We start from the raw sequence: 23,469 nt of genomic DNA on the forward strand, positions 1-23,469 counted from the left end.
CTGTCGGCGGGTGCGGGTGTTCCGGCGTTGGCCGCTCGTAGCCTGCCCTTGTCAGGGGCAGGCTGTCCGGCGTCCCGTTGGCGGATACTCGGGGCATGAACAAGAAGCCGCGGTTGGGGGAGTTCCTCAGGACACGCCGAGCCCAGTTGCAGCCGGCGGACGTGGGGCTCCCGGATTTCGGGGAGCGCCGTCGGGTGCCCGGTCTGCGCCGCGACGAACTGGCCCAGCTCGCCGGGGTGGGTCTCTCCTACTACACGCGGCTGGAACAGGGCAGTTCGCTCAACGCGTCCCCCGAGGTACTGGAGGCGCTGGCCCGGGCCCTCGGTCTCGACGAGGTCGAGCGCGCCCATCTGCACGATCTGGCCGGCGCACCACGCCGTACCACCACCCGGCGCAGGCCCGCGCCGGAGCGGATCGGCGACGCGACACGGCAGTTGGTCGACGCGCTCGGCGACACACCCGCGCTCGTGCTCGGCCGTCGTAGCGACGTACTGGCCTGGAACCGCACCGGACACGCCCTGTTCGCCGGGCACTTGGACCCGCGGATCTCCGAACAGCCCGATCTGCGCCCGAACATGGCACGGCTGGTGTTCCTGGACGCGCACACCCGGGACCTGTTCGTGGACTGGCCGAAGAAAGCCAGGAACGTCGTCGGCAAGCTCCGGCTCGCCGCCGGCCGGCACCCCGACGATCCCCGGCTGGCCTCGCTCATCGGTGAACTGACCATGAAGAGCCCGGAGTTCGCCACGATGTGGGCCGAGCACGGGGTCAGGAAGTGGGCCCTCGCGGAGTACCGCATGCACCACCCGGTCGTCGGCCGCATGGAACTCAACCTGCAGTCCCTGAACGTCCCCCAGGAAGAGGGCCAACGCATCGTCGTGGCCACGGCGGGTGCCGACAGCGCGTCCGCTGTGGCGCTCTCCCTTCTCGCTCGACTTGACACCCCGACGGCACCGAGCACCGACCTCGCCGAAGTCACCGAAACCGCGGAACGCAGGCCGACGGACGTCAACAGCCCTCGCTGAAGCCTGGCTTTGGGAGCATCCTGACCGGCGATCGGCGATCGGCGATCGGCGATCGGTGACCGGCGATCGGTGACCGGCGATCGGTGACCGGCGACCCTCGGGGCTCCTGGAGCCGCCGCGCGGCCGGTGGACTCTGCACGCGCCCACACGAGTCCCGCCATCGCGCCCGCGCGCCCCAACTCCCGCCGCACCCCACCCCGTTACCGACCTCACCGCACCTACCTCCTGGGCGCGCCATGTCCGCGCGCCGGAACGGACGAGAACACCATGAACAAGAAGCTCTCAGGGGGTGCCCTGACGGTCGCGGTCGTCGTGATCGGAACCTTCGGGTTCGCTTCGGTGCCGGCCGCCGCGACCCAAGCCGGCGGGACGGCAGCCCAAGTCGCCCATGTCGCCGCGCACTTCAACCTGGCCGAGGGACAGACACCGGAGAACGGCGTGCTGGAACCCGACGGCAGCCTCGACGTGACCTTCTCGGTGGCCCGGCAGGTCGCCCGGGTCGGTACCGACGGCAGGACGCACATCCTGGCCACCATGCCGCTGCCCGGCGACGGCGGGGTCAATACGCCGGTCCTGCACTTCGCGCCCACCATGGGCATCGTCCGGGCCGACGACGGAACCCTCTACTTCCTTTACGCGACCGGCACTTCGGACCTGACCGGCGTATGGCGGCTGCGACCGCACGGGACCCCGGAACGCATCGCCGCCCTGCCCGCCGACGGCCTGCCCAACGGCATGGCCCTGGACCGGCGCACCGGCAGGCTCTACATCGCCGACTCCGTACGGGGCACCATCTGGACCGTCCCCGTCACCGGCGGGACCCCGACCGCCTGGCTCAGCGCCCCCGAACTCGCCTACTCCGCCATCGCCGGTGCCAACGGCGTGAAGATCCACAACGGCGCGCTGTGGGTGTCCGACACGGACGACGGCACCATCCTGCGCATCCCCTTCCTGCCGGGCGGCCGCCCGGGTCAACTCCAGGTCAGGGCAACCGGTTTGACCACCGTCGACGACTTCACGTTCACCGGCGCCGGGGACGAGATACTCGCCGCCCTCAACCACACCAACACCGTCGTCCGTATCCGTTCCGACGGGCACCGGGCCACCGTCCTGACCGCGGCGGACGGCCTGCAGAACCCCACCGCGATCGAAGTGCGCGGCACCACTGTCCACGTGCTGAACGCCGCCTACGTCACGGCCGAGGATCCCAATGTCCTGGTCGCCGGTCTGCGTGAACTCCGCTGAAGGTCCCGCGAGTCGAGGCTTGAGACTTGAGAGGGGACATCCTGTGGATTCCTTCGGCCTCGGGGACGTCGAGGTGACGCGCGTGGTGGAGTTCGAGACCCCCACCCGCCCGCCGGCGGTCATGTTCACGGACATCAGCCCCCACGTGTGGCACGACAACCGCTCCTGGCTCGCCCCCGACCACTGGGACCCGGAGGCGGGGCTCCTGATGACCCGGATGCAGACGTTCGTCCTGCGCAGCGGCGGCGCGACGATCCTCGTGGACACCGGCGTCGGGAACGACAAGTCCCGCCCGGCCACACCGGCGTTCGACCATCGCAGCACCGACTTCCTGACCGGGCTGGCCGCCGCAGACGTCGAGCCGGAGGACGTCGACCTGGTGGTCAACACCCATCTGCACGCCGACCACGTCGGCTGGAACACCCGCCTGGTGGACGGGAATTGGGTACCGACGTTCCCCAACGCCCGCTACCTGATCCCGCGCGCCGACCACGACTTCTGGCACCCGGACAGCGCCCGACGCTCCCGTCCCGCCCGGACGGCCGCGGCCAACGCGAACGTCTTCGACGACAGCGTGGCACCGGTCGTGGAGTCCGGCCAGGCCCTGCTGTGGGAGGACGTGCACGACATCGACGCCGCCCTGCGTCTGGAGTACGCGCCGGGACACACCCCGGGCTCCTCGGTGCTCACGCTGCGGTCGGGCGGTGAACTGGCGGTGTTCGTCGGCGATGTGCTGCACAACCCGGTGCAGTTCGTCGAGCCGGACGCCAACAGCTGCTTCTGTGAGGACCCGGTCGCGGCCCGCGCGTCCCGGCGGCGCGTGCTGGAACGGGCCGCCGATCAGGGCGCGTTGGTCTTTCCCGCGCATCTCCGGGGCGGTTCGGGGGCACGGTTGCGGCGGACCGGCTCGTCGTACGCCGTCCAGTCGTGGGCACCGTTCGGGGAGCGGGTGTGAGCGGCGCGCCGGTCGTCCGTACGACGGGCGGACCGGTCCGCGGCACACTCCACGCCGGCGTACGCACCTTCGCGTCGATCCCCTACGCCGCCCCGCCCACCGGTCCCGCCCGGTTCGCCGCGCCTGCCCCGGTCGCACGGTGGGACGGCGTACGGGACGCGACCGTACCCGGTGGAACCGCCCCTGCCCGAGCCCGTTCCGGCTTCGGCGGCCTGGACCTGTCCCCGGTGCTGGGCCCCGGCTGGATCCCGGACCCCGGCTACCTCACCGTGACGGTCACCGCCCCCGCCGACCCCTCGGGCGGGCTACCGGTGCTGGTCTTCGTGCACGGCGGAGGCCTCATCTCGGGAACGGGACAGGCACCGCTCTACGACGGGTCGTCCTTCGCCCGCGACGGCATCATCACCGTCACCCTCAACTACCGTCTGGGGATCGCCGGTTGGCTCGACGTTCCCGGAGCACCGGCCAACCGCGGACTGCTCGACGTCGTCGCCGCGCTCCGCTGGGTGGCCGAGAACGCGGCGGCCTTCGGCGGCGACCCGGGCAAGGTGACCGTCGCGGGCCAGTCCGCCGGGGCGATGATCGTCGCCGCACTGCTCGCCAACCCCCACGCCCGGCGCGAACGGCTCTTCAGCCGGGCCATCAGCCAGAGCGGCAGCGGTACGGCGGCGATCAGCGCGGAACAGGCAGCGCTGACCACCCGGGCGGTGGCCGAGGCGCTGAACGTCCGGGCAACCCCCGCCGACCTGGGCGCCGTTGACGACCGGCGGCTGACGGAGGCACTCGGCGCGATCGGCCCGGTCGTCGTCATACCGGACGGTCCACTCGACACGTCACTCGGCGAGAGCCCGGTGAAATGCATCATCGACGGCCGGTCCCTGGACCGACAGCCCGCCGACGCGGTGTACGACGGTCACGGCGCCGACGTGGACCTGCTCATCGGCACCAACCGTGAGGAGGCCAACCTCTACACCGTGCCCTCGGGCACCCCCATGACCGAGACCCAACTCCTCGCCCTCGCCGAACGGCGCCTGACCAACCCCCGGGAACGGCTCACGGCGTACCGAACCGCCCAACCGACCGACCGGCCCCCCGAGTTGGCGAGCCGACTCATCACGGACACCTTCACCCAGGGCAGCCGACTCCTCGCCGACGCCCACGCCCGCCACCGGCGCGCCCGCACCTTCGCCTACGAGTTCGCCTGGCGCTCACCCGCGTTCGGCGGCACGCTCGGCGCCTGCCACTGCGTGGAACTGCCGTTCGTCTTCCACCGCACCGACCTGCCCGCCCTGTACGGCGACACCGCCCTGCTCGGCCCGCACCGTCCACCGGCCGGCCTGGCGGACCGCACGCACGCGGCGTGGACCGCGTTCATCCGTGACGGCGACCCGGGTTGGACCCGCTACGACCTCGCGGATCGCGCCACCGCTGTCATCGACGAAGAGTGGAGCATGTCGAGACAGCGGGGGTGAAGGTGATCTCCAGTTTTGTCCGTATATTGCGTGTTGTGTCTCGGACGACCGGAAGGAAGCATGATGAACAGCAGGACGATCGGCGGCTGGTGGGCCGGGGCGGTCTTGGGCGCATTGATGACGGCCTCGCTCGCAGGGACGGCGGACGCCCAGGTGCTCACTCCGTCGGATCCGCCGGCACCTTCGTCGTCGACCGGATCCGCGTGGTACGGGTACAGCCACCCCGGCAGTACCGATCCCAGCGACCCCTCCGGCAACGACTGGCACTGTGATCCCTCCGGCAACTGGCACAACGACGCCGACGACGCGTCCGGGCACGCGGACGGCCGCTGTCGGGCGTGGCAGACCGTCAGCCCGTAAGGCTCCAGCACCCCGCCGACCGGAGTGTTGCTTGTCGCGTCGGCGGGATCGCGGGGTCAGCAGACCAGGGACCGGCTCAGTGGGCCGGAGCGCAGGTGGCGGCCCCGGGGTTCGGTGTCCGTCAGACGGCCGGACTCCACGACGGGACGGCCACCCACCACGACGGTCTCCGGCCAGCCGGTGACGGACATGCCCTCGTACGGGGTGTAGTCCGTGGCCATGTGCAGGCCGGTGCTGCGGACGGTACGGGTGGCCGTCGGATTCCAGATCGCCAGGTCCGCGTCCGAGCCCGGCGCGATGACTCCCTTGCGGGGGTAGAGGCCGTTGAGCCGGGCCGGATTGGCACACATCAACTCGACGAAGCGGCCCACCGGCAGGCCGCCCTTGACCACCAACTCGCTGAAGATCACCGGCATGCGCGTCTCAACTCCCGGCAGACCGTTGGGCATTGACCGTACGTCGTGGCTCACCGACTCCTTCTGGGCCGTGTCGTAGCAGCAGTGGTCGCTGCCGATCGTCGCCACCTGGCCCATCAGCAGTCGTGAGCGCAGTCCGGCGACCGTGCCGGCGTCCCGCAACGGCGGGCAGCACACGAAGCGTTCGGGATGCGGGCTCGCGTACGCCGTGTCGTCCAGCACCAGGTGATGGGCGACCGTCTCCGTGAACGCCCGCACTCCCCGGCCGCGTGCGCGGGCCACCAGGTCGACCGCCTCGGGTGTCGACTGGTGGACGAAGTACACCGGGGCAGACACCGACTCCGCGATGGCGAGGATCTCGGCGACCGACGCGTTCTCGGCCAACTCCGGCCGCGTACCCGCGTGATGGGACGCGCTGATCGACCCGGCCGCCTCGCCGCGCTCCTGCGTGTCCGCGATGATGTGGTCGGCCTCGCAGTGGATGACCACCATGCCGCCGAGATCCCGCAGCGTCGTCATCACGTTCAGGATGGTCTTCTCGTCGGCCATCGTCTCGCCGCGGTACGTGGTGAACATCTTCACCGTGACGATGCCGTCGGAGGCCAGCGACCGCAGCTGTTCCGGCACGCTGTCGTCCCACTCGACCACACACCCGTGCAGCGCGCTGTCGCACAACCCCTGTGCCGCCTTGGCGCGTTGGACCGCGGCGACGTCGGCCGGGTTCTCGCCGGGGCGCGGGATGGCGAAGTCCACGATCGTGGTCGTACCGCCGAAGACCGCCGCCGTGGTGGCCTGGCGGTAGTCGTCGAGGGAGGTGAAGTCCCCCGAGGTGAAGCCGACATGGCAGTGCGGGTCCACGCCGCCGGGCAGCACGAGGCGTCCGGAGGCGTCCAACTCGGCTGTGCCGGGCGCCTGTTGGGCGCGGTACGCGCCCGGCTCCACCACCCCGAGCACCTTGCCGCCGCCGACCAGGACGTCCGCGGCACCCTGCCAGTCGGCGTTGACCACGGTGCCACCTCGCACGACGAGGTCGACGGGTCGGGCGGGTTCGATCGATGAGGGGTGGGACATGGCAGACCTCCAGCGAGGGCGAAGTGTCAGAGAGATCAGAGAGAGGAGAGGTAGGCGTGCCAGCCGCCGTGGGCGGTGATGTCGACGACGCCGGGGGCCGTCAGCGCGGAGGCGCGCATACGCATCGAGAAGGACCCCGAGCCGTCCGCCAGCGCGATCACGCCCAGCTCGAGTTCCGCGGGCTCCTCGGGCAACAGTTGCTGGCGCAGCACCTCGTAACTGACCTCGTACACCTCGCCGTTGATCGAGGCGCCGCCCTCCGTGACGGGGTGCAGGCCGGGGAACTCGTCGCGTACGGAGAAGAATTGGTACGTGGGCGCCGTACGGGCGGGGCCGAGCAGGCGGGCCTCGCTGAGTGCGTGGTTGAGGGTGCCGCCGGACATGGCCTGGCCGTTGACGAACATTCTCAGGGTCATGAGGGAGTGCCTTTCAGGGCGATACGGGAGTGGTGGCGTCGTCGTACAGCAGGCGGCCGGGACCCAGGTCGTCGACCGGGTCGGCCGGGGGTTCCCCGCCGATCTGGCGGGCCAGCGTGTCGCCCCACACCGGGGCGAGGGTGAAGGCGTAGGTGCCGCCCGCGACGAAGAACCCTGGGTGGCCCGGGACTTCGCCGATCACCGGCATCTCGTCCGGAGTCGCGGCCAGCGGTCCGGCCCACATGCGCAGCAGTCGCAGGTCGCCGAGGAACGGCAGGATGCGCCCGGCCTGGGCGAGGTTGCCGGCCATGCTGGGCACGCTGACGGTGCTGCGCCCTTCCATGTCGAGCCTCGCCGCGGGCCAGCCGCCGCCGATCAGCAGGTTGCCGGCGCTGACCTGCTTGACCGACATGCCCTCGCCGATGTGCTGGACCAGGTGGTGCATGACCGGCGGGACCCGGACGGTCACGTGCATCTGGATCGCGACCGGCGACATCTGGATCCCCACCCCGGCGAGTGCGGAGATCCCGGTGATCCACGGCCCGGCCACGTTGACGACCACGGGTGCGGTCCAACTCCGGTCGCCTGAAAACACCTTGTAGTCGTCGCCGACCCGCTCGATGCCGGTCACCGGGGTGAAGGCGTGCAGTTCGGCGCCGAGGCGACGGGCCGCGGCCAGATAGGCGGGGGTGATCAGGAGCGGGTTGGCGTATCCGTCGAGCGAGCACCAACTGGCCGCGCGTACCCGGTCGGAGAGCAACGGCAACTGCTTGCGGGCCTCGTCGCCGGTGAGCACCTCGGTGGGGATACCCGCCCGCCGCTCCCACTCGTGCTTCTCCCTCAACTCCTCTTCCTGTACGGCGGTTTCGGCGACCATGAAGCCCCCGCCGCGCCGCAACTCCACGTCCGCGCCGAGCCGTTCCTCGATCTGCGCCCAGTGGTCGGACGCCCGGCGTTGCAGCGGCAGCAGACGAGCGCTGTCGACCGGGACCTCCTGGCCCGGGCGGCGGGTGTGGATCGCCTGGATGTGGAGGTTGCCCGCGGTGGTGCCGGAGCCCTCGCGGTTGGGGGCGCCGCGCTCCAACACCACGACCCGGTAACCGCGTTCGGCGAGGTGGAAGGCGGCACTGGCGCCGAGGATGCCGGCGCCGACGACGACGACATCGGGCTGGGTCACTGGACCTCCTGCCCTTCGACCGTCGCGGCCATGGGCAGCGGCCGTATCGGCATCCGGGCCGCGAAGCACTCCGCAGTGCCGTCGCCCCGCCCGGTCAACGCCGCGACGATGTGGCCGCATTCGCGCCCCTGGCAGGGGCCCATGCCGGCGCGGGTGGCGGCCTTGGCGCCGTGCAGGTCGTTCCAGCCGGTCGCGGCGGCCTGCCGGATCTCGCCCGCGCTGACACCCTCGCAGCGGCAGACCTGGGTGGCGTCGGGGATGTCGGCCGTGGCCGGCAACGGGTAGAGGCGGTCGGCGAGTTCGGCGAAACGGTCCAGGGCGCGGGCCCGACGGCGGAGACCGGACAGCCGCACGGGTGCGCGTTCGGGTGCCAGGCGGCGCAGGATCGCGTGGGCGGCGAGCTGTCCTCGTACGCCCGCCGCGTGCACGCCCGCGATTCCGGCACAGTCCCCGGCGACGTACAGTCCGTCCACCGAGGTCGCGCCGTCCGCGTCCACGACCGGGAGTTGTTCCGTGCCGGTGGGGTCCGCCCGGGTGTCGCATCCCAGCAGTCGGGGGAGTTCGGTGCTCGGTCGGAAGCCGAAGCCCACGCACAGCGCGTCGGTCTCCAACCGCCGTACGCTGCCGTCCTCTTGGCCGATGTCCACGGCGGTGACCTGGGTGTGGCCGTGCGCGGCCAGGACGCGGGCGCCCTGTTCGACGCGCACGCCGTGCCGGACGAGGGTGAGCAGATAGCGGGCCGCCTCCGCGAGCCGGGCGGGCTGTCGCAGCGCGCCGCCGATCGAGGAAACCCCCGGCCGGTACGGGTGGTTCAGCTCGACCAGTGCCTCGATCCGCGCACCCACTTCCAGCAGCGCGCAGGCGACCGGCAGCAGGAACGGGCCGGTCCCGGCCAGCACGACCCGCTGGCCCACGGGAACCCGGTCCATGGTGGCCAGGTGCAGGGCGAACCCAGGGGTGACCACACCCGGCAGGGTCCAGCCCGGGAAGGGCAGGGAGCGTTCGTAGGCGCCGGTGGCGGAGAGTGTGGCCCGGGTGGTGATGCGACCGAGTGCGCCCGTTCGGACGTCGGAGGTGAAGAGGGTGCGGCCCGCGTCCTCGGCGCCCCAGACCAGGGTGCCGGTGCGGATGGCGACCCCGGCGTTCCGCACCTGGCCGATCAGTTCGGTGCCGCGTGGGCGGAAGTCGCCGAAGGCGGCGGTGAGTTGCTCGGCCCGGCGCTTGTAGTACTGGCCGCCCAGGGTGTCGGACTCGTCGAGCAGGAAGACGTTCAGCCCGCCCCGGGCCAGGACCAGCGCCGCGTGCAGTCCGGCCGGTCCGCCGCCGATCACCGCGACATCCGCCTCCGACTCCGCCATGACGTCAGCCATGGGCGGCCGTCGGCAGGGGCTCGGTGCGGGTGCGGATGTCCATGCCGTCGGTGACGTGCGCGGTGCAACTCCGGCTGCTGGGACGGCCGTTGATGGTCACCTCGCACTCCAGGCAGATGCCCATTCCACAATAGGGGCCGCGTAGCTGGCCGTTGACCGGGTTGCGGCGCAGCGGCCAGATGCCGGCCGCGACCAGGACGGCGCTGACGGACTGGCCCGACCAGGCCTGGCCGGGAGTGCCGTCGATGGTCACGGTGACCGTCTCCGGCTGGGAGTTGGTGCTCATGGCTGTGCTCACAGGGATCGAGGGGCTCACAGGACGCGGTCCAGGAACTGGCGGGTGCGTTCGTGTTCCGGCGCGGAGAAGAAGACGTCGGGGGACTTGTCCTCCACGACCAGGCCGTCGGCGATGAACGCCACCCGGTCGGCCGCCGCCCGGGCGAAGCCCATCTCGTGGCTGACGACGATCATGGTCATGCCCTCCTCGCGGAGCCGGACCATGACGTCGAGGACCTCGCCGACCATCTCCGGGTCGAGCGCCGAGGTGGGTTCGTCGAAGAGCAGAAGTTCCGGGCGCATCGCCAGAGCGCGGGCGATCGCCACCCGCTGCTGCTGGCCGCCGGAGAGCTGGGAGGGGTAGGAGGCGGTCTTGTCGGCGAGTCCGACCATGGCCAGCAACTCGCCTGCCGCGCCGCGTGCTTCGGACTTGGAGACACCGTTCACGTGCACCGGACCGGACGCCACGTTGTCCAGTGCGGTCATGTTCGGGAACAGGTTGAACTGCTGGAACACCATGCCGGTACGCCGCCGCTGGACGGCGATCCGGCTCTCCCGCAGGGCGCCCCGCTCGCCGTAGCCGATCCGTTCGCCGCAGATGCTGACGGTGCCCGAGTCGGGGGTCTCCAGGTGGTTGAGGGTGCGCAGGAAGGTGCTCTTGCCGCCGCCCGAAGGGCCCAGGACGAGGACGACCTCGCCCTGCCGGACGGTCAGGTCGATGCCTTTGAGGACTTCAACTCCGCCGTAGGACTTGCGTACTTGGCGCGCTTCCACGACCGTCTCGATGGTCATCGGGTCTCCATTTCGAGTGCCGGTACGGCGGCGCTCTTGATACGGCGGCCTCGGTTCGGCCCGGTCTGGTGGCCGCGGCCGACCCGGATCTCCAGCCACCGCTGGACCAGTCCCCACAGGGTGGTCATCGCCAGGTAGTACAGGGCCGCCGCGGTGAGGCCCTCCAGGACCCGGAAGTTGGTCTGGACGGCGAACTGCGTGCGGCGCAGCAGCTCTTCGACGGAGATCACCGAGACGAGCGTGGTCGTCTTGAGCAGTCCGTTGAAGCTGTTGCCGAGCGGTGGGACCATCACCCGCAGCGCCTGCGGCATGACCACCACCCGGAACACCTTCCATGGCGGCATGCCCAGCGCGCGGGCGGCTTCGGACTGGCCGCGCGGGACCGACATCACACCGGCGCGGACGATCTCCGAGAGGTACGCCGCTTCGTTGAGGACCAGACCGGTCAGGGCCGCGCTGATCACGCCGAGGCGCAGGCCCAGCTGGGGCAACCCCGTGTAGATGATGACCAGTTGGACCAGCAGCGGGGTGCCGCGCATCAGCCACACGTAGAAGCCCGTGACCGCCCGGACCGATGCGATGCGGGAGGCTCTGCCCAGCGCCACGAGCACGGCGAGCGGCAGGGCGAGCGCCATGCTGACCGCGGTCAGCCAGATCGTCGTCCAGGCTCCCTGGACGAGCTGGGGATCGGTGAGGAAGTCGAAGAAGGCATCCCAGGACCACATGGCTCTCGCCCTTCGCTGGTTACTTGGCGCTGGTCGGGTTACTTCGCGCGGATCGGGTTACTTCGCGCTGATCGCGCCGGTGGTCACCTTGAGGTCGCCGGTGTAGGCCGTGACGCCGTACTTCTTGAACAACGTGGCCAAGTAGCCGTTGCTACGAAGGGTGTTGAGCGCGTCCGCGACCGCGGCGGCGGCCTTCTGCTTGCCGAAGCCGAGGGCGAGCGGGGCGGGGTTCATGCCCTTGACCGCCGTCTCGAAGCGGCCGTCCTTCTGGTAGTAGCTGGTGACCGCCTCGACGATGGCCACGCCCTCGACCTGGCCCGCGGACAGCGCCTGATAGGCGTCGGCGGTGGTGGTGAACGTGCGGACCGTGACCTGCTTCTTGCCGGCGGTCTTCAGTTCCTTGTTGAGCGCGGTGAGGGTGTCGAACTCGTAGCCGGGCGCTTCCACGGCGATGGTCTTGCCGGACAGGTCGTCCTCGGAGGTGATCTTCTTCGGGTTGCCCTTGGCGACGGAGATCGAGACGCCCTGGACCTCGTAGGGGACGAGCTTGACGGTCTTGGCGCGCTCCGGTGTGTAGAACATGCCGGTGTCGATCATGTCCCAGCGCCCCGACTGCACACCGGGGATCTGCGCGTCGAAGGGGATGTTGACGAACTTCGGGGTGAGGCACAGGAGTTTGGCTATCTCGTCGCCGAGGTCCACCCGCATGCCGACGATCTTGTTGGAGGCGTCCAGGTACTGCATGGGCGGCAGGGTCGCGTTGGTCGAGATGGTCAGCGTGCCCGCCTTGACCAGGTCGGCCTTGCCCACCTTGGGCGTGCAGCCGGTCGGGGCCGCGGCGGCGGACGACGAGGACGAGTCACTGCTGCCGCAGGCCGTCAAGGTCAGAAGGAGGGCGGCTGCGGAGGAGGCCGCGATGAGAAGTCTGCGCACGGTCGATTCACCTTTTTCCGGTGCTGGTGGTACAGGGCTGCAGCCCGGCCTCGTCGAGCGCCTCGGACAGGCCGAGCAGCGCGGACGGGTCCTCCAGGGGGAGCAGCGGGGGGCGTACATGCCCTCCGGGCTGCCCGAGCAGCCGCATGGCGGCTTTGAGCTGCGAGGTGGGTGAGGCGAACCGTGAGCTGTAGTCGTCGTTGACGAGCAGGTTCACAAGACGTTCGTAGCGTGCGGACCAGTCCCGGGCCCGGTCGAGGTCACCGGCCCAGTAGGCCTCGTAGAAGGGGACGGCGAAGGGAGCGCCGAGGCCGCCGCCGTCGATGTTCCCGGCGCCGCCGAACTCGGCCATGACGGCCATGCCCCGGCGGTGGATGAAGCGGCCGAAGACCTGGACCTTGCCGGCCAGGGCGGCGCAGGTGTCCGCGACCTTCAGCTCGTCGCCGGAACTGTCCTTGACGGCCACCACGGTGTCCAACTCGGCCAGTTGGACAAGGGTGTTGACGCTGATGTCGACGGCGGTGCCGCGCGGCCAGTTGTAGACCATGAGCGGCAGGTCGACCGCCCCGGCGAGAGCGGCGTAGAAGGCGTGGATCTCGTCCTGACTCGGATGGACGTACGGCGGCGGGGTGGTGAGGATGCCGTCCGCGCCGATCGAGCGGGCGTGTTCGCCGTAGCGGGCGGACTCGGCGGCGGTGTAGGCGCCGCAGCCGATCACCACCGGTATCTGTCCGGAGAGTTCGGCCACCGCGATCTCGGCCACCCGGCGGCGCTCCTCGGGGGTCTGGGAGAACCACTCGCCGGTCGTCCCGTTCACCAGAACCCCGTGCACGCCGTGCTCCGCGTACAGCCCGAGCAGTGCGCGCCAGGCGTCCTCGTCGAGGGAGCCGTCGGCGGCGAAGGGGGTGGGTGCGGCCGGCCAGTAGCCGCGCCACGGGACGGCGGTGGAAGTGTTCATGGTGAGCTCCGATCGAGTGTCCGTCCCGTCAGGACGCCACCTTGTGGGACCACTCTGTGGGATCGATTGCACAGCACCGTGACACCGGCCCGAGGCGGGGGTCAACCTCGTTCTGGCCGGAAACTGCTGACGAAACGCACTGTTTACGCCACCGACTCGACCGTGTCTGACATGATGGCGATCACGGCTCGGCGCTTGAGAAGAGCCGTATGGGATCGATTTCATGATCGGGGGTGGGCCGGTGGCCGTCACCTTGGACCAGGTGGCCGAGGCGGCAGGGGTCTCCAAGAGCACGGCCTCGCGGGTGCTCAGCGGCTCAAGTCGGGTCAGTGCGCAGACGAAGCGCGCGGTGCAGTCCGCGGCGGAACGGCTCGGCTACCGCCCCAACCGGATCGCCAGCGGACTGCGCACCAGGCGCAGCAACCTCGTCGGGCTGGTGATAACGAACCTGGTGAACGCCTCGTTCCACCGCATCACCGAGGTGCTCCAGCAACGGCTGGACGAACGCGGCTACCAGGTGCTGCTGTGCGTCACCGACTCCGACCCGGCACGCGAACGCCGGTACCTGGACATGCTGTTGGACCACCGCGTCGACGGCCTGATCATCGTGGGCACCGGCGACAACACCGCGACGGTCCGGGAGGTGAGCGCGGCCGGCATCCCCGTGGTCAACCTGATGCGCACACCCGACAGCGCCCCCGGCGACTCCGTGATGGCCAGCGACCGCGACGGCGCCGAACTGGCCGTCCGTCATCTGCTCGACCTCGGGCACCGGAACATCGCCTTCATCGGTGGCCCGCCCCACGTCGACTCCGGACGCGACCGCTACGCGGGGTTCGCCGCGGCCCTGGCCACCGCCGGGCTCGAACCCGATCCCGCGCTGTGCGCACGCGGCCCGTACACCGTGCCGTTCGGCGCGGAGGCGGTCATGCGGCTGATGGCCGCGGGCAACACGCCCACCGCGCTGTACAGCGCCAACCACGAAGCGACGTTCGGGGTGCTCGGCGGCCTGGTGCAGCTCGGTGTCCGGGTGCCGGAACAGCTCTCGCTCGTGTGCCACGAGGAGGCTCCCTGGTTTCCGTACTGGCACCCGCCGATCACCGTCGTCGACAACGGAGCCCGGGACCTCGGCGAACTCGCGGCGGAGCAACTGCTGCGCCGCATCGACAGCCGCCCCGACAACGGCGACCCCGGCCCGGAGCGCGCCGGCCGGCTGATCCGGGTCGGCTCCCGGCTGGTGATACGCGACTCGACCGCGGCCCCGCGTCGGCCGGAGTGAGGGCCGGCTCTTAGGTCAGCCGCTCTGTCGGCTCCTGCGGTACTGCCCGGCAACGGCCCGCACTGTCAGGGGTGTTGGGCGACTCGCGGTCACGCCCGCAGGGGCGCGCCGTCCGTCGGCCGGGCCGTGTCGCGCAGTGCGTGGAGCAGGGCGGCGGCCGCCGGGATGCGCAGGGTGTCCGGCCAGAGCAGGGCGAAGACGCGGCGGACCGGCCAGTCGGTGAGGGGGCGGGCGACGACCCGGGGGTCGAAGTGTGCTGTCACGCCGAGTTCGTTCATGACCGCGAGGCCGATGCGGTTGGCGACCAGGCTGTGCAGGGTCAGTTGGTCGTCGGCGGTGGCGGCGATCCGGGGTGCGAACCCGGCGTCACGGCACGCGGCCAGGAAGCGGGTACGGCCGGACTCCAGCACCCAGCGTTCGCCCGCGAGATCGGCCAACGACACCGTGGGCGAGGCGGCGGCCGGGTGGTCGGCCGGGAGCAGGACGCAACGGCGGTCGGTCAGCAGCGGGACGCGGCGCAGGCGGGGGTCCACGACGACGGACGGGTCGCCCGAGTTGTCGGGGGCGCCGCCTGTGCTGTCGGACCGGTCCGCCTCCGTCTCCCTGTCCTCACCCTCTTCACCCGCCTCCTTTTCCTTCTCCTTGAAGTCGAGCTCCCTGAAGTCCAGGTCGCACATCACCGCGAGTTCGACCGCGCCCTCCAGCAACAGCCCGTGCGACACGCGGCACTCGGCCTGGGTGACCGTGACCTCCAGTTCCGGGCGGGTCCGGCGGAGGGTGCCGAGGGCGCGGGGGACCAGGCTGACGCAGCTGCTCTGCATCGCGGACAGGCGGATCCGGCCGGCCTCGGGGGCGGTGAGCGCGGCCAGTTCGTCCTCGGCGGTGCGCAGCGCGGCCAGCACCGTGCCCGCGTGGCGGGCCAACGCCCGTCCCTCCGGGGTGAGTTGAACGCCCCTGCCGCGACGGGTGACCAAGGGGGCACCGACCGACCGCTCCAGCATCCGCATCTGATAGCTGATCGCGGGCTGCGTGTAGCCGAGGGCGTCGGCCGCGGCCGTGTAGGTGCCGGTACGGGCGACCTCGGCCAGGACCTGCAACTGTCGGGGGTCGTACATCGGGCAAGCATAAAGAGCCTTTATTAATTCCGGATGACATTCGAATTGGACGCCCGCGAGCGGCGCCGACGATGCTGATCGCGTGCCTGAGGTTCTCGTACGTATAGAAAAAGTGAACAAGCACTTCGGGGAAAACCATGTGCTGCGTGACATCGACCTCGATATCCACACCGGCGAGGTCGTCGTCCTGCTCGGCGCGTCCGGTTCCGGGAAGTCGACGCTGTGCCGGTGCGTCAACCGACTGGAGACCGTCGACTCCGGACTGATCAGCCTGGCGGGCGTTCCCCTGCCCGAAGAAGGAGGCGAACTCGCGCGGCTGCGGGCCCGGGTGGGGATGGTCTTCCAGTCGTTCAACCTCTTCGGGCATCTCAGCGTGCTCGACAACATCACCCTCGCCCCGATCCGCGTGCGCGGACTCTCCCGTCAGCAGGCCGCTGAGCGGGCCCGGCAACTCCTCGACCGGGTCGGCCTGGGCGACAAGGCGGACGCCCGGCCCGCGCAGTTGTCCGGCGGGCAGCAGCAACGGGTCGCCATCGCAAGGGCGTTGGCGATGGACCCGCAGGTGCTGCTCTTCGACGAACCCACCTCCGCACTGGACCCGGAAACGGTCGGCGAGGTGCTCGACGTCATGGCCGCGCTGGCGGCCGACGGGATGACCATGCTCGTCGTCACCCACGAGATGGGGTTCGCGCGACGGGTCGCCGACCGGGTGGTCTTCCTCGACGAGGGCCGCGTCCACGAGACGGCGACCCCCGACGCATTCTTCGACGCGCCCCGCACCGAACGGGCCCGTGAATTCCTGTCGAAGGTCCTCAGCCACTGAAGTCACTGAAGCCGCCGAGGCCACTGAGTCCGGCAACCGCCGCCCCCCGTATTCGCTGCACCTCGTATTCGCCGCCCCGCCCGTATTTCGCGCAACGACGAAAGGGATTCCGCCCGATGAGACTGTCCCGGCCCCGCCGTGCCCTCGGTGCCGCCTCCGCCACGGCCGCGCTCGCCCTGACCCTCACAGCCTGCGGCGGGTCAACGACCCTGCCTGCCGCCTCCGGTTCGTCCGGTTCCGCCGCCGCGGACGCCTCGAAGACGTACGACGAGATCCTCGCCGCCGCCCCGGTCGCGTCCGCCGGTCAGATACCGGCCGGCAGCCTCATGGCGAAGATCAAGAAGCGCGGGACGCTGATCGTCGGCGGCACCGACACCTCCGCACTCTTCTCGCTCAAGGACCCCGTCACCGGCAAACTCACCGGATTCGACGCGGGGTTGGCCGCGATGCTCGCGAAGTACATCACCGGGAAGACCTCCACCAAGCTGGTCCAGGTCAGCGTGGCCACCCGTGAGCAGCTGCTGCGCAACGGCACCGTCGACACGGTGTTCGCCACGTACTCGATCACCCCGGAGCGGGCCAAGAAGGTCGACTTCGCCGGGCCGTACTACTCCTCCGGCGACGCGATCCTCGTCAAGAAGGCCAACACCGCCATCACGTCCGTCGGCGACCTCAATGGCAAGACCGTGTGCACGCAGAGCGGTTCGACGGCGGCCAACGACATCAAGGACTTCGCTCCGAAGTCGAAGGTGATCCTCTTCGACGGCAACAGCCAGTGCGTACAGGCCGTCAAGCAGGGCCGGGCCGACGCCTACGTGATCGACCAGGCGATCCTCGTCGGCACGCAGTACCGCGACCCGTCGGTCAAGGTGGTCGGACAGCCCTTCACCACCGACCCCTACGGCATCGGTACGCCGAAGGCCGACCCGGAGATGAAGAAGTTCGTCGACGCCTGGCTGAAGAAGATCGAGGCCGGCGGCGAGTGGGCGAAGCTGTGGAAGGCGACGCTGGGCACCGCCGTCACCGGTGCCGCGCCCAAGCCGCCGGTGATCGGCTCGGTCGAGGGCAGCTGACCGAGCCCATGTTCACCCATGTCGACGCCATCGCCGGGCAGTTGGGGCGAGGGCTGCTGCTGACGCTCGCCATGACCGCGCTCACCTTCACGGGCGCGGTCGCCGGCGGACTCGTGGTCGCCGTGCTGCGGATCTGCCCGGTGGCACCCCTGCGGGCGTTCGGCGCCGGCTACGTCACGGTCTTCCGCAACATCCCGCTCCTCGTCCTGCTCGTGCTCTTCGTGTTCGGGCTGCCCGATCTCGGGCTGCTGTACCCGCTGTTCGCCACCGTGAGCACAGCGATGGCCCTGTACTGGGCCGCGTTCGTGTGCGAGGTCGTCCGCTCCGGGGTGCGCGCCGTACCGCGCGGCCAGGCCGAGGCCGCCCGGGCGCTCGGACTCGGCTTCGCGCAGTGCCTGCGCCATGTGATCCTGCCGCAGGCGGTGCGCCCGATGGTGCAGCCGCTGGGCAGCATCTTCATCGGCTGCGCGCTGAGCACCTCCCTGGCGGCGGCGGTCGGTGTCGCCGAACTCACCGGCCAGGCAGAGTTCCTGACACTTCGTTACGACCAGCCGCTGACGAGCTTCGCCCTCACCACGGTCGTCTACGTCGCCCTCACCCTCACGTGCGGCCTTGTCGCCGGGCGCGTGGAACGGAAGCTGGCGGTGGTCCGATGAAGCCGGTCACGCGAGCGCGGCGCGACGACATCCACCTCCTCTTCGATCCGCCCGGACCGCGCGCCCGGCGCCGGATCAGGATCGCGACGGCCGTCTCCCTGGCCGTGTTCGCGGGGCTACTCGCCTTCGCCGTACGGCAGTTCGCCGCGCATGGACAGTTCGACGCCGACCAGTGGCGGATGTTCGGCGAGTGGCCCATCATCCGCTTCCTGCTCTCCGGACTGGGCCAGACCCTGCTGGTCACCGCGGTCGCCGCCGCGCTCGCCTTCCCGCTGGGCGGCCTCGTGGCGCTCGGCCGGCTGGCCCACAACCGGCCGACGCGTGCGCTCGCCCGGACGTACGTCGAACTGTTCCGGTCCGTTCCGCTGCTGCTCCTGCTGTACGTGTTCCTGTTCGGGCTGCCCGGTGTCGGCCTGACGTTCCCCGTCTTCTGGCAGCTGGTGATCCCCATCGTGCTCGGCAACGCGGCCGTCGTCGCCGAGATCTTCCGGGCGGGGGTGCTGAGCCTGCCGCGCGGACAGACGGAAGCCGCCTACAGCCTCGGTATGACACACCGTCAGGCCATGGCGTGCGTGGTCGTCCCGCAGGCGCTGCGGGCCGTGAGCCCGGCCCTGGTCAGCCAGTTGGTCCGGCTGCTCAAGGACTCGACGCTCGGCTATGTGGTCAGCTACCTCGAACTGCTCCACCAGGCAAAGGTGTTGGGCGAGTACTACCACGCCGTGCTGTCCACCTACCTGGTCGCGGCGGCCTGCTTCATCGCCGTCAACGCCGCGCTGTCCGGGGCAGCTTCATGGCTGGAAGCGCGTCGTGCCTGACACCGGCGTGCGAGAAGAACCGTAAGCAACGCAAGGCGTAAGCAGCGCAAGACGTAAGCAACGTAAGAAGGAGCGAACCGGCATGTGCCGCCTGCTCGGCGTGGTCACCCGCGCCCCCCTGCCGCTCGACACCGCACTGGACGGTCTGGCCGCGCCGTTCACCGAGCTGAGCCTTGAGCACCGTGACGGCTGGGGCATCGCCGCCGGGCAGGGGAACGGGGCAAGTCCCTTGGTCGTCAAGGGAATTGAGCCAGCCGCCGCGACCGAATCCTGGGGGCAGGCCCTCGCCGGCACGGTCACCGACGCCGCCCTGCTGCACCTGCGGCTGGCGAGCCCGGGGCTGCCGGTCGTCCCCGGTAACACCCACCCGTTCACGGCCGGCACCGCGGCCTTCGCGCACAACGGGTACTTCACGCCGTACGACGCCCTCGACGAACTGATCGCGCCCGAACTGCTGGCCGGTGCGGCCGGGAGCACCGACTCCGAGCGGTACTTCCTGCGCGTGCTCACCCTGCTGCGGGAGACGGGTCCCGTCGACGCGCTCGCCCGCGCCGCGGCGGACGTCCGGGAGCGGGCCGCCGCCTACGCCAGCCTCAACTGCCTGCTGCTCACCGAGGACGCCCTGTACGCGTACGCCGACGAGGACCCGGAGTCCGAGGTCAGCAGACGGCGCGGCCCCGACTTCTTCCGGCTGCGCTACCGCGTCGACGAGGACCGGGTGGTCGTAGCCTCCAGCGGTATTCCGCAGCCCGACGACCGCTGGACGGTGCTGCCGTACCGGGAGGTCCTGGAGATCCGCCGGGTCGACCTGCGCGTCACGACCACGCGGGCGGTTCCGCACGGCGGTCCGGCACCCTGGACTACGCTGGGACATGTCAACCGTCGCTGACCTATGGAGGGGGCGATCCCGGGTGCCCGCAGACCTGGCGTTCGACGCGCTCGCCGACCCCGTACGCCGCCAGATCCTGGGCGTGCTGGCCGAGCGCGAGGAGTGCACCGTGGGTGAGCTGGCGGAGCGGATCACCAGCATCGGCCGTACCGGAGTCTCCAGCCATCTGCGTGTCCTGCGCGCCGCCGGCCTGGTCACCGAGCGGAAGGCGGGCCGGTTCCGGCACTACTCGATCGACCCGGCCGGTCCCGCGCGTGACGTCATCGCGACGTTGCAGGCGCTGTTCCAGGGAGCGCTCGCCGACGCCGGGCGCGCCGCCACCGCGACGGAGGCCGCGGCCACCGACTCCGACGTCCAGGACAGCCGGTCCGCCGGATGACCGCATGAGGTGACGTGATGGCCGCACTCCTGCTGCCCGCCGAGGAATGGACCGACGCATCGCCGAGCGCGACGTTCGGCCTGTTCGGCGCGGGCGCGGGTGCGGGCTGGGTCTTCGACGCCGTGTGCGACCGGGTCGCGGCGGGCGCGGTGGTGCGGATGGGCGCTCCGCTCGGCGGCCCGGTCTCCGACATGGTGGAGATCATCGGCCGGATCAGCGAAGTCCGGCCGCCGTCGCCCGCACGCGGGAGCGCACACGGCCACGCGGGACAGGGCGGCCGTATCGAGATCGTGCACGACCAGCCCTGGCGGGGCCGCATCAAGCTGCGCTTCGACGCCGACAGGGGCGGGACGCGGGTCCGGCTGTTCGCCGAGCTCGACGAGGCCGGGCTGGAGTGGCTGATGCGCCGCCGCGGTCTGCCGGCCGGTCGCGGGTCCGCGCCGAATCCGAACGCGCGGCTCGGCCTGCTGAACAGCAAGTCGGGCCTGGGGAGCATGTTCGGCGCCGCGACGGACCACATGGCCACGCTCGCCGTCGAGGAGATCAACGCGGAGGGCGGGGTGCTCGGCCGCCCCGTGGAACTGCTGGTCGGGGACGACGCCTCGGACCCGGCGGTCGGCGTCGCCGAGGCCCGCCGACTGGTCCGGGCCGGCTGCCGGACGATCCTCGTCGCCACGACCTCGGCCACCTACTTCGCGGTCTCGCGGGCCCTCGCCGGAACCGAAGTGCTCCTGATCCAGCCCCACATGAACGAGGGCGGCGGCGCCGGTCCGCTGCGCGTCCAGCTCGGCGAGCACCACGAAGACCAACTGGCGGCGGCGGTAAGGCCGTTGATGCGGGCGGCCGGCGGAAGGCGCTGGTTCCTGGCCGGCAACGACTACTGCTGGCCGCGCAGCACGCACGCGGCCGCCCGCCGGATCCTGCCGCGATCGGGCGCACGGGTGGTGGGGGAGCGGTACGCCGCCCTGGGCACCCGGGACTTCACCCAGGTCATCGACGCGGTGACGGCCTCGGGCGCGGACATCGTGCTCTCCACGTTCGTGGGTGCGGACGCCGCCGCCTTCGAGCGGCAGTGCCATGCGACGGGCCTGCGCGAGCAGTGCGTCACCCTCGCGCCGGCCATGGACGAGTCCACCCTCGAACACGTCGGAGCCGCCGCGGCACCCGGCCTGTACGCCGTCTCCGGTTACGTCGAGCAACTGGCGTCGCCCGGCAACGCCGTACTGCTGCGCCGTTACCGGGAGGCGTACGGCCGCTGGGCCCCGCCCCTGTCGACCCTGAGCGAGTCGGTCTTCGAGGCGGCGCACATCTGGTGGTCCGCCGCGCGCCGGGTCGGCGCGGACGAACCGCGGCTGATCGCCGAGGCGATGCGTCCCGGCAGGTTCCAACTCCCGCGCGGAACCGTCACGTTGGACGACAGCGGCCGGGTCGCCCAGGACCTCTTCGTCACCGAGGCGACCGCCGGCGGACTACGGCCGGTCTCGCTGTAGCCCCGTCGATCCGGTCGGCCCAGCCTTACTCAGCTGGGCCCGGTTAACCGCGAAGTTACGTCAATAAGTATTGACCTATTGGCGCGATGTTCTAGGTTGATGGCTGTCCAGCCGAAAAGGAGTCGTCCCTTGTCATCACTCCCCGCACCCGACGCCGCCCGCCTCGCGGAGATCGCCAAGCACTTCCACTTCGGCCTGTCCGCCGAGGAGTTGGCGGAGTTCGCGCCCGCGGTGGCGGGCTCGCTCGCCGCCTCGGAGGTGGTCGAGCGGCTCTACGAGCGCACGGCCCCCACCGCCCCGGACCGCTCCTGGACACCACCCACTCCGGACGAGAACCGGCTCGGCGCCTGGTACGTGAAGACCTCGGTCAGCGAGTCCGCCGAAGGCCAAATGGCGGGCCGTACGGTCGCGGTGAAGGACAACATCGCCGTCGCGGGCGTACCGATGATGAACGGTTCGCGCACCGTCGAGGGCTTCGTCCCGCGCCAAGACGCCACCGTCGTACGGCGGTTGCTCGACGCCGGCGCGACGATCGCGGGCAAGTCCGTGTGTGAGGACCTGTGTTTCTCCGGCGCAAGTTTCACCTCGCACCCGGCACCGGTGCGCAACCCGTGGGACGAGAGCCGGAACACGGGCGGTTCGTCCAGTGGCAGTGCCGCGCTCGTGGCGACCGGCGAGGTCGACCTCGCTCTCGGCGGCGACCAGGGAGGCTCGATCCGTATGCCGGCCGCGTTCTGCGGCATCGTGGGACACAAGCCCACCCACGGCCTGGTGCCCTACACCGGCGCCTTCCCCATCGAGCGGACCCTCGACCACGTGGGCCCGATGACCCGCACCGTCACCGACGCGGCCACGATGCTCGGCGTGCTGGCAGGCGCCGACGGCTTCGACCCGCGCCAACCGGACACGATCGCCCCGGTGGACTACCTGGCCGTACTCGCCGAACCCGCCTCGGGCCTGCGCGTCGGAGTCGTCACGGAGGGCTTTGGTACGCCCGTCTCGGATCCCGGCGTCGACGAGGCGGTCCACGCCGCGATCGACGTCCTGTCCTCGGCCGGACTCACCGTGGAGAAGGTGTCGATCCCCTGGCACCTGGACGCCCTCCACGTGTGGAACGTGATCGCGACTGAGGGCGCCGCGTATCAGATGCTCGACGGCAACGCCTACGGCATGAACGCCGACGACTTCTACGACCCGGAGCTGATCGCCCACTACGCGCAGGGGCGCGTCGAGCGCGGCGCCACGCTCTCCCAGACCGTCAAACTCGTCGGCCTGTCCGGCCGTTACACCTTCGAGGCGGGCGGCGGGAAGTACTACGGCATGGCCCGCCGACTCCTGCCGCAGGTCCGCGCGGCCTACGACGCGGCACTGGACCGGTACGACGTGCTGGTCATGCCCACGGTCCCGTACACGGCCAAGGAGATCCCGCCGGCCGACGTCTCCCTGGCCGACTACCTGCACCTCGCGCTGTCGATGGTCGGCAACACCGCACCCTTCGACGCGACCGGCCATCCGTCGTGCAGCGTGCCGACCGACCCGGTCGACGGCCTCCCGGCCGGCCTGATGATCACCGGCAGGCGCTTCGACGACGCCACCGTGCTGCGGGTCGCGCACACCTATGAACGGGCGGTCGGCGGGTTCCCCGCGCCCTAGAGGCGTGATCCGCCTCCTGCCCCTAGGGGCACCGTGTGCCGCCCGGGGACGGCGATGTCAGTGGTCACCACTAGTTTGGAATCACTGAAGATCGGCCGTACCGGCC

Annotated in this window: 24 protein-coding genes; 14 read left to right on the forward strand and 10 right to left on the reverse strand. The window is 70.8% G+C overall.

Annotated features, from left to right (window positions below):
* Positions 1-95 precede the first annotated feature (95 nt).
* From OG504_RS47095 to OG504_RS47115, 5 genes are all read left to right on the forward strand, one after another.
* Positions 96-1,025: a helix-turn-helix transcriptional regulator gene (locus OG504_RS47095; protein WP_405995308.1), complete on the forward strand. Its 930-nt coding sequence runs from the start codon at positions 96-98 to the stop codon at positions 1,023-1,025.
* A 267-nt stretch (positions 1,026-1,292) separates the two neighbouring features.
* Positions 1,293-2,270 (forward strand): hypothetical protein, encoded by a 978-nt coding sequence (locus OG504_RS47100; RefSeq protein ID WP_405995309.1) that lies wholly within the window; start codon positions 1,293-1,295, stop codon positions 2,268-2,270.
* 43 nt (positions 2,271-2,313) lie between these two features.
* Complete coding sequence (locus OG504_RS47105) at positions 2,314-3,225, forward strand: MBL fold metallo-hydrolase (RefSeq protein ID WP_405995310.1); 912 nt, start codon at positions 2,314-2,316, stop codon at positions 3,223-3,225.
* Positions 3,222-4,697: a carboxylesterase/lipase family protein gene (locus OG504_RS47110; RefSeq protein ID WP_405995311.1), complete on the forward strand. Its 1,476-nt coding sequence runs from the start codon at positions 3,222-3,224 to the stop codon at positions 4,695-4,697. The genes OG504_RS47105 and OG504_RS47110 overlap by 4 nt, the downstream gene beginning before the upstream one ends.
* A 63-nt stretch (positions 4,698-4,760) precedes the next feature.
* Positions 4,761-5,057: a hypothetical protein gene (locus OG504_RS47115; protein WP_405995312.1), complete on the forward strand. Its 297-nt coding sequence runs from the start codon at positions 4,761-4,763 to the stop codon at positions 5,055-5,057.
* Between the two features lie 56 nt (positions 5,058-5,113).
* Here OG504_RS47115 and hydA read toward each other — a convergent pair whose 3' ends face one another.
* The 9 genes from hydA to OG504_RS47160 are packed head-to-tail and all read right to left on the reverse strand — an operon-like array spanning position 5,114 to position 13,191.
* Positions 5,114-6,544: a dihydropyrimidinase gene (hydA, locus tag OG504_RS47120; protein WP_405995313.1), complete on the reverse strand. Its 1,431-nt coding sequence runs from the start codon at positions 6,542-6,544 to the stop codon at positions 5,114-5,116.
* A gap of 35 nt (positions 6,545-6,579) precedes the next feature.
* The gene (locus OG504_RS47125) at positions 6,580-6,960 is read right to left on the reverse strand and encodes a gamma-glutamylcyclotransferase (RefSeq protein WP_405995314.1); all 381 of its coding nucleotides are present in this window, start codon (positions 6,958-6,960) and stop codon (positions 6,580-6,582) included.
* A 13-nt stretch (positions 6,961-6,973) separates the two neighbouring features.
* Complete coding sequence (locus OG504_RS47130) at positions 6,974-8,137, reverse strand: NAD(P)/FAD-dependent oxidoreductase (protein ID WP_405995315.1); 1,164 nt, start codon at positions 8,135-8,137, stop codon at positions 6,974-6,976.
* A complete protein-coding gene (locus tag OG504_RS47135) occupies positions 8,134-9,495 on the reverse strand; it encodes an FAD-dependent oxidoreductase (RefSeq protein WP_405995316.1) in 1,362 nt (453 codons plus the stop codon). The genes OG504_RS47130 and OG504_RS47135 overlap by 4 nt, the downstream gene beginning before the upstream one ends.
* Positions 9,496-9,499: 4 nt before the next feature.
* Positions 9,500-9,793 (reverse strand): (2Fe-2S)-binding protein, encoded by a 294-nt coding sequence (locus OG504_RS47140; RefSeq protein WP_405995317.1) that lies wholly within the window; start codon positions 9,791-9,793, stop codon positions 9,500-9,502.
* A 26-nt stretch (positions 9,794-9,819) separates the two neighbouring features.
* Positions 9,820-10,575: an amino acid ABC transporter ATP-binding protein gene (locus OG504_RS47145; RefSeq protein ID WP_405995318.1), complete on the reverse strand. Its 756-nt coding sequence runs from the start codon at positions 10,573-10,575 to the stop codon at positions 9,820-9,822.
* A complete protein-coding gene (locus OG504_RS47150; RefSeq protein ID WP_405995319.1) occupies positions 10,572-11,300 on the reverse strand; it encodes an amino acid ABC transporter permease in 729 nt (242 codons plus the stop codon). Before OG504_RS47150 ends, OG504_RS47145 begins: the two co-directional genes overlap by 4 nt.
* A 57-nt stretch (positions 11,301-11,357) precedes the next feature.
* The gene (locus OG504_RS47155) at positions 11,358-12,233 is read right to left on the reverse strand and encodes an ABC transporter substrate-binding protein (protein WP_405995320.1); all 876 of its coding nucleotides are present in this window, start codon (positions 12,231-12,233) and stop codon (positions 11,358-11,360) included.
* A 7-nt stretch (positions 12,234-12,240) separates the two neighbouring features.
* Entirely contained in the window at positions 12,241-13,191 is a 951-nt protein-coding gene (locus OG504_RS47160; RefSeq protein ID WP_405995321.1) for a dihydrodipicolinate synthase family protein, read from the reverse strand.
* A gap of 241 nt (positions 13,192-13,432) precedes the next feature.
* Between OG504_RS47160 and OG504_RS47165 the strand changes: the two genes are divergently transcribed.
* Positions 13,433-14,470, forward strand: coding sequence for a LacI family DNA-binding transcriptional regulator (locus OG504_RS47165; RefSeq protein WP_405995322.1), 1,038 nt, complete (start codon positions 13,433-13,435; stop codon positions 14,468-14,470).
* An 89-nt stretch (positions 14,471-14,559) separates the two neighbouring features.
* On the opposite strand, the gene OG504_RS47170 is transcribed toward OG504_RS47165, so the two are convergent.
* Positions 14,560-15,585 (reverse strand): LysR family transcriptional regulator, encoded by a 1,026-nt coding sequence (locus tag OG504_RS47170; protein ID WP_405995323.1) that lies wholly within the window; start codon positions 15,583-15,585, stop codon positions 14,560-14,562.
* Positions 15,586-15,667: 82 nt separating this feature from the next.
* Between OG504_RS47170 and OG504_RS47175 the strand changes: the two genes are divergently transcribed.
* From OG504_RS47175 to OG504_RS47210, 8 genes are all read left to right on the forward strand, one after another.
* A complete protein-coding gene (locus tag OG504_RS47175; RefSeq protein WP_405995324.1) occupies positions 15,668-16,408 on the forward strand; it encodes an amino acid ABC transporter ATP-binding protein in 741 nt (246 codons plus the stop codon).
* 116 nt (positions 16,409-16,524) lie between these two features.
* Positions 16,525-17,481 carry a glutamate ABC transporter substrate-binding protein gene (locus OG504_RS47180; RefSeq protein WP_405995325.1) on the forward strand — a complete coding sequence of 319 codons (957 nt, stop codon included), beginning with the start codon at positions 16,525-16,527 and terminating at the stop codon, positions 17,479-17,481.
* 8 nt (positions 17,482-17,489) lie between these two features.
* Positions 17,490-18,137 carry an amino acid ABC transporter permease gene (locus OG504_RS47185; RefSeq protein WP_405995326.1) on the forward strand — a complete coding sequence of 216 codons (648 nt, stop codon included), beginning with the start codon at positions 17,490-17,492 and terminating at the stop codon, positions 18,135-18,137.
* Complete coding sequence (locus OG504_RS47190) at positions 18,134-18,952, forward strand: amino acid ABC transporter permease (RefSeq protein ID WP_405995327.1); 819 nt, start codon at positions 18,134-18,136, stop codon at positions 18,950-18,952. The genes OG504_RS47185 and OG504_RS47190 overlap by 4 nt, the downstream gene beginning before the upstream one ends.
* 82 nt (positions 18,953-19,034) lie before the next feature.
* Positions 19,035-19,841 carry a class II glutamine amidotransferase gene (locus OG504_RS47195; RefSeq protein ID WP_405995328.1) on the forward strand — a complete coding sequence of 269 codons (807 nt, stop codon included), beginning with the start codon at positions 19,035-19,037 and terminating at the stop codon, positions 19,839-19,841.
* A gap of 22 nt (positions 19,842-19,863) precedes the next feature.
* Positions 19,864-20,220 (forward strand): ArsR/SmtB family transcription factor, encoded by a 357-nt coding sequence (locus OG504_RS47200; protein ID WP_405995329.1) that lies wholly within the window; start codon positions 19,864-19,866, stop codon positions 20,218-20,220.
* A gap of 17 nt (positions 20,221-20,237) precedes the next feature.
* Positions 20,238-21,710, forward strand: a complete 1,473-nt coding sequence (locus OG504_RS47205) for a substrate-binding protein (RefSeq protein WP_405995330.1) — start codon at positions 20,238-20,240, stop codon at positions 21,708-21,710.
* Positions 21,711-21,839: 129 nt separating this feature from the next.
* Positions 21,840-23,363, forward strand: a complete 1,524-nt coding sequence (locus tag OG504_RS47210) for an amidase (RefSeq protein ID WP_405995331.1) — start codon at positions 21,840-21,842, stop codon at positions 23,361-23,363.
* The last annotated feature ends 106 nt before the right edge of the window (positions 23,364-23,469 follow it).

It is taken from the genome of Streptomyces sp. NBC_00986, assembly GCF_045162565.1.
In the GTDB taxonomy this organism is placed as follows: domain Bacteria; phylum Actinomycetota; class Actinomycetes; order Streptomycetales; family Streptomycetaceae; genus Streptomyces.

Bases quoted from the DNA above. Each gene is read 5' to 3' on its own strand.
- OG504_RS47115 (WP_405995312.1), top strand. From the start codon at position 4,761: ATGAACAGCAGGACGATCGGCGGCTGGTGGGCCGGGGCGGTCTTGGGC.
- OG504_RS47100 (WP_405995309.1), top strand. From the start codon at position 1,293: ATGAACAAGAAGCTCTCAGGGGGTGCCCTGACGGTCGCGGTCGTCGTG.
- OG504_RS47135 (WP_405995316.1), bottom strand. From the start codon at position 9,495: ATGGCGGAGTCGGAGGCGGATGTCGCGGTGATCGGCGGCGGACCGGCC.
- OG504_RS47160 (WP_405995321.1), bottom strand. From the start codon at position 13,191: ATGAACACTTCCACCGCCGTCCCGTGGCGCGGCTACTGGCCGGCCGCA.
- hydA (WP_405995313.1), bottom strand. From the start codon at position 6,544: ATGTCCCACCCCTCATCGATCGAACCCGCCCGACCCGTCGACCTCGTC.
- OG504_RS47125 (WP_405995314.1), bottom strand. From the start codon at position 6,960: ATGACCCTGAGAATGTTCGTCAACGGCCAGGCCATGTCCGGCGGCACC.
- OG504_RS47190 (WP_405995327.1), top strand. From the start codon at position 18,134: ATGAAGCCGGTCACGCGAGCGCGGCGCGACGACATCCACCTCCTCTTC.
- OG504_RS47180 (WP_405995325.1), top strand. From the start codon at position 16,525: ATGAGACTGTCCCGGCCCCGCCGTGCCCTCGGTGCCGCCTCCGCCACG.
- OG504_RS47150 (WP_405995319.1), bottom strand. From the start codon at position 11,300: ATGTGGTCCTGGGATGCCTTCTTCGACTTCCTCACCGATCCCCAGCTC.
- OG504_RS47095 (WP_405995308.1), top strand. From the start codon at position 96: ATGAACAAGAAGCCGCGGTTGGGGGAGTTCCTCAGGACACGCCGAGCC.
- OG504_RS47170 (WP_405995323.1), bottom strand. From the start codon at position 15,585: ATGTACGACCCCCGACAGTTGCAGGTCCTGGCCGAGGTCGCCCGTACC.
- OG504_RS47185 (WP_405995326.1), top strand. From the start codon at position 17,490: ATGTTCACCCATGTCGACGCCATCGCCGGGCAGTTGGGGCGAGGGCTG.
- OG504_RS47145 (WP_405995318.1), bottom strand. From the start codon at position 10,575: ATGACCATCGAGACGGTCGTGGAAGCGCGCCAAGTACGCAAGTCCTAC.
- OG504_RS47195 (WP_405995328.1), top strand. From the start codon at position 19,035: ATGTGCCGCCTGCTCGGCGTGGTCACCCGCGCCCCCCTGCCGCTCGAC.
- OG504_RS47140 (WP_405995317.1), bottom strand. From the start codon at position 9,793: ATGAGCACCAACTCCCAGCCGGAGACGGTCACCGTGACCATCGACGGC.
- OG504_RS47205 (WP_405995330.1), top strand. From the start codon at position 20,238: ATGGCCGCACTCCTGCTGCCCGCCGAGGAATGGACCGACGCATCGCCG.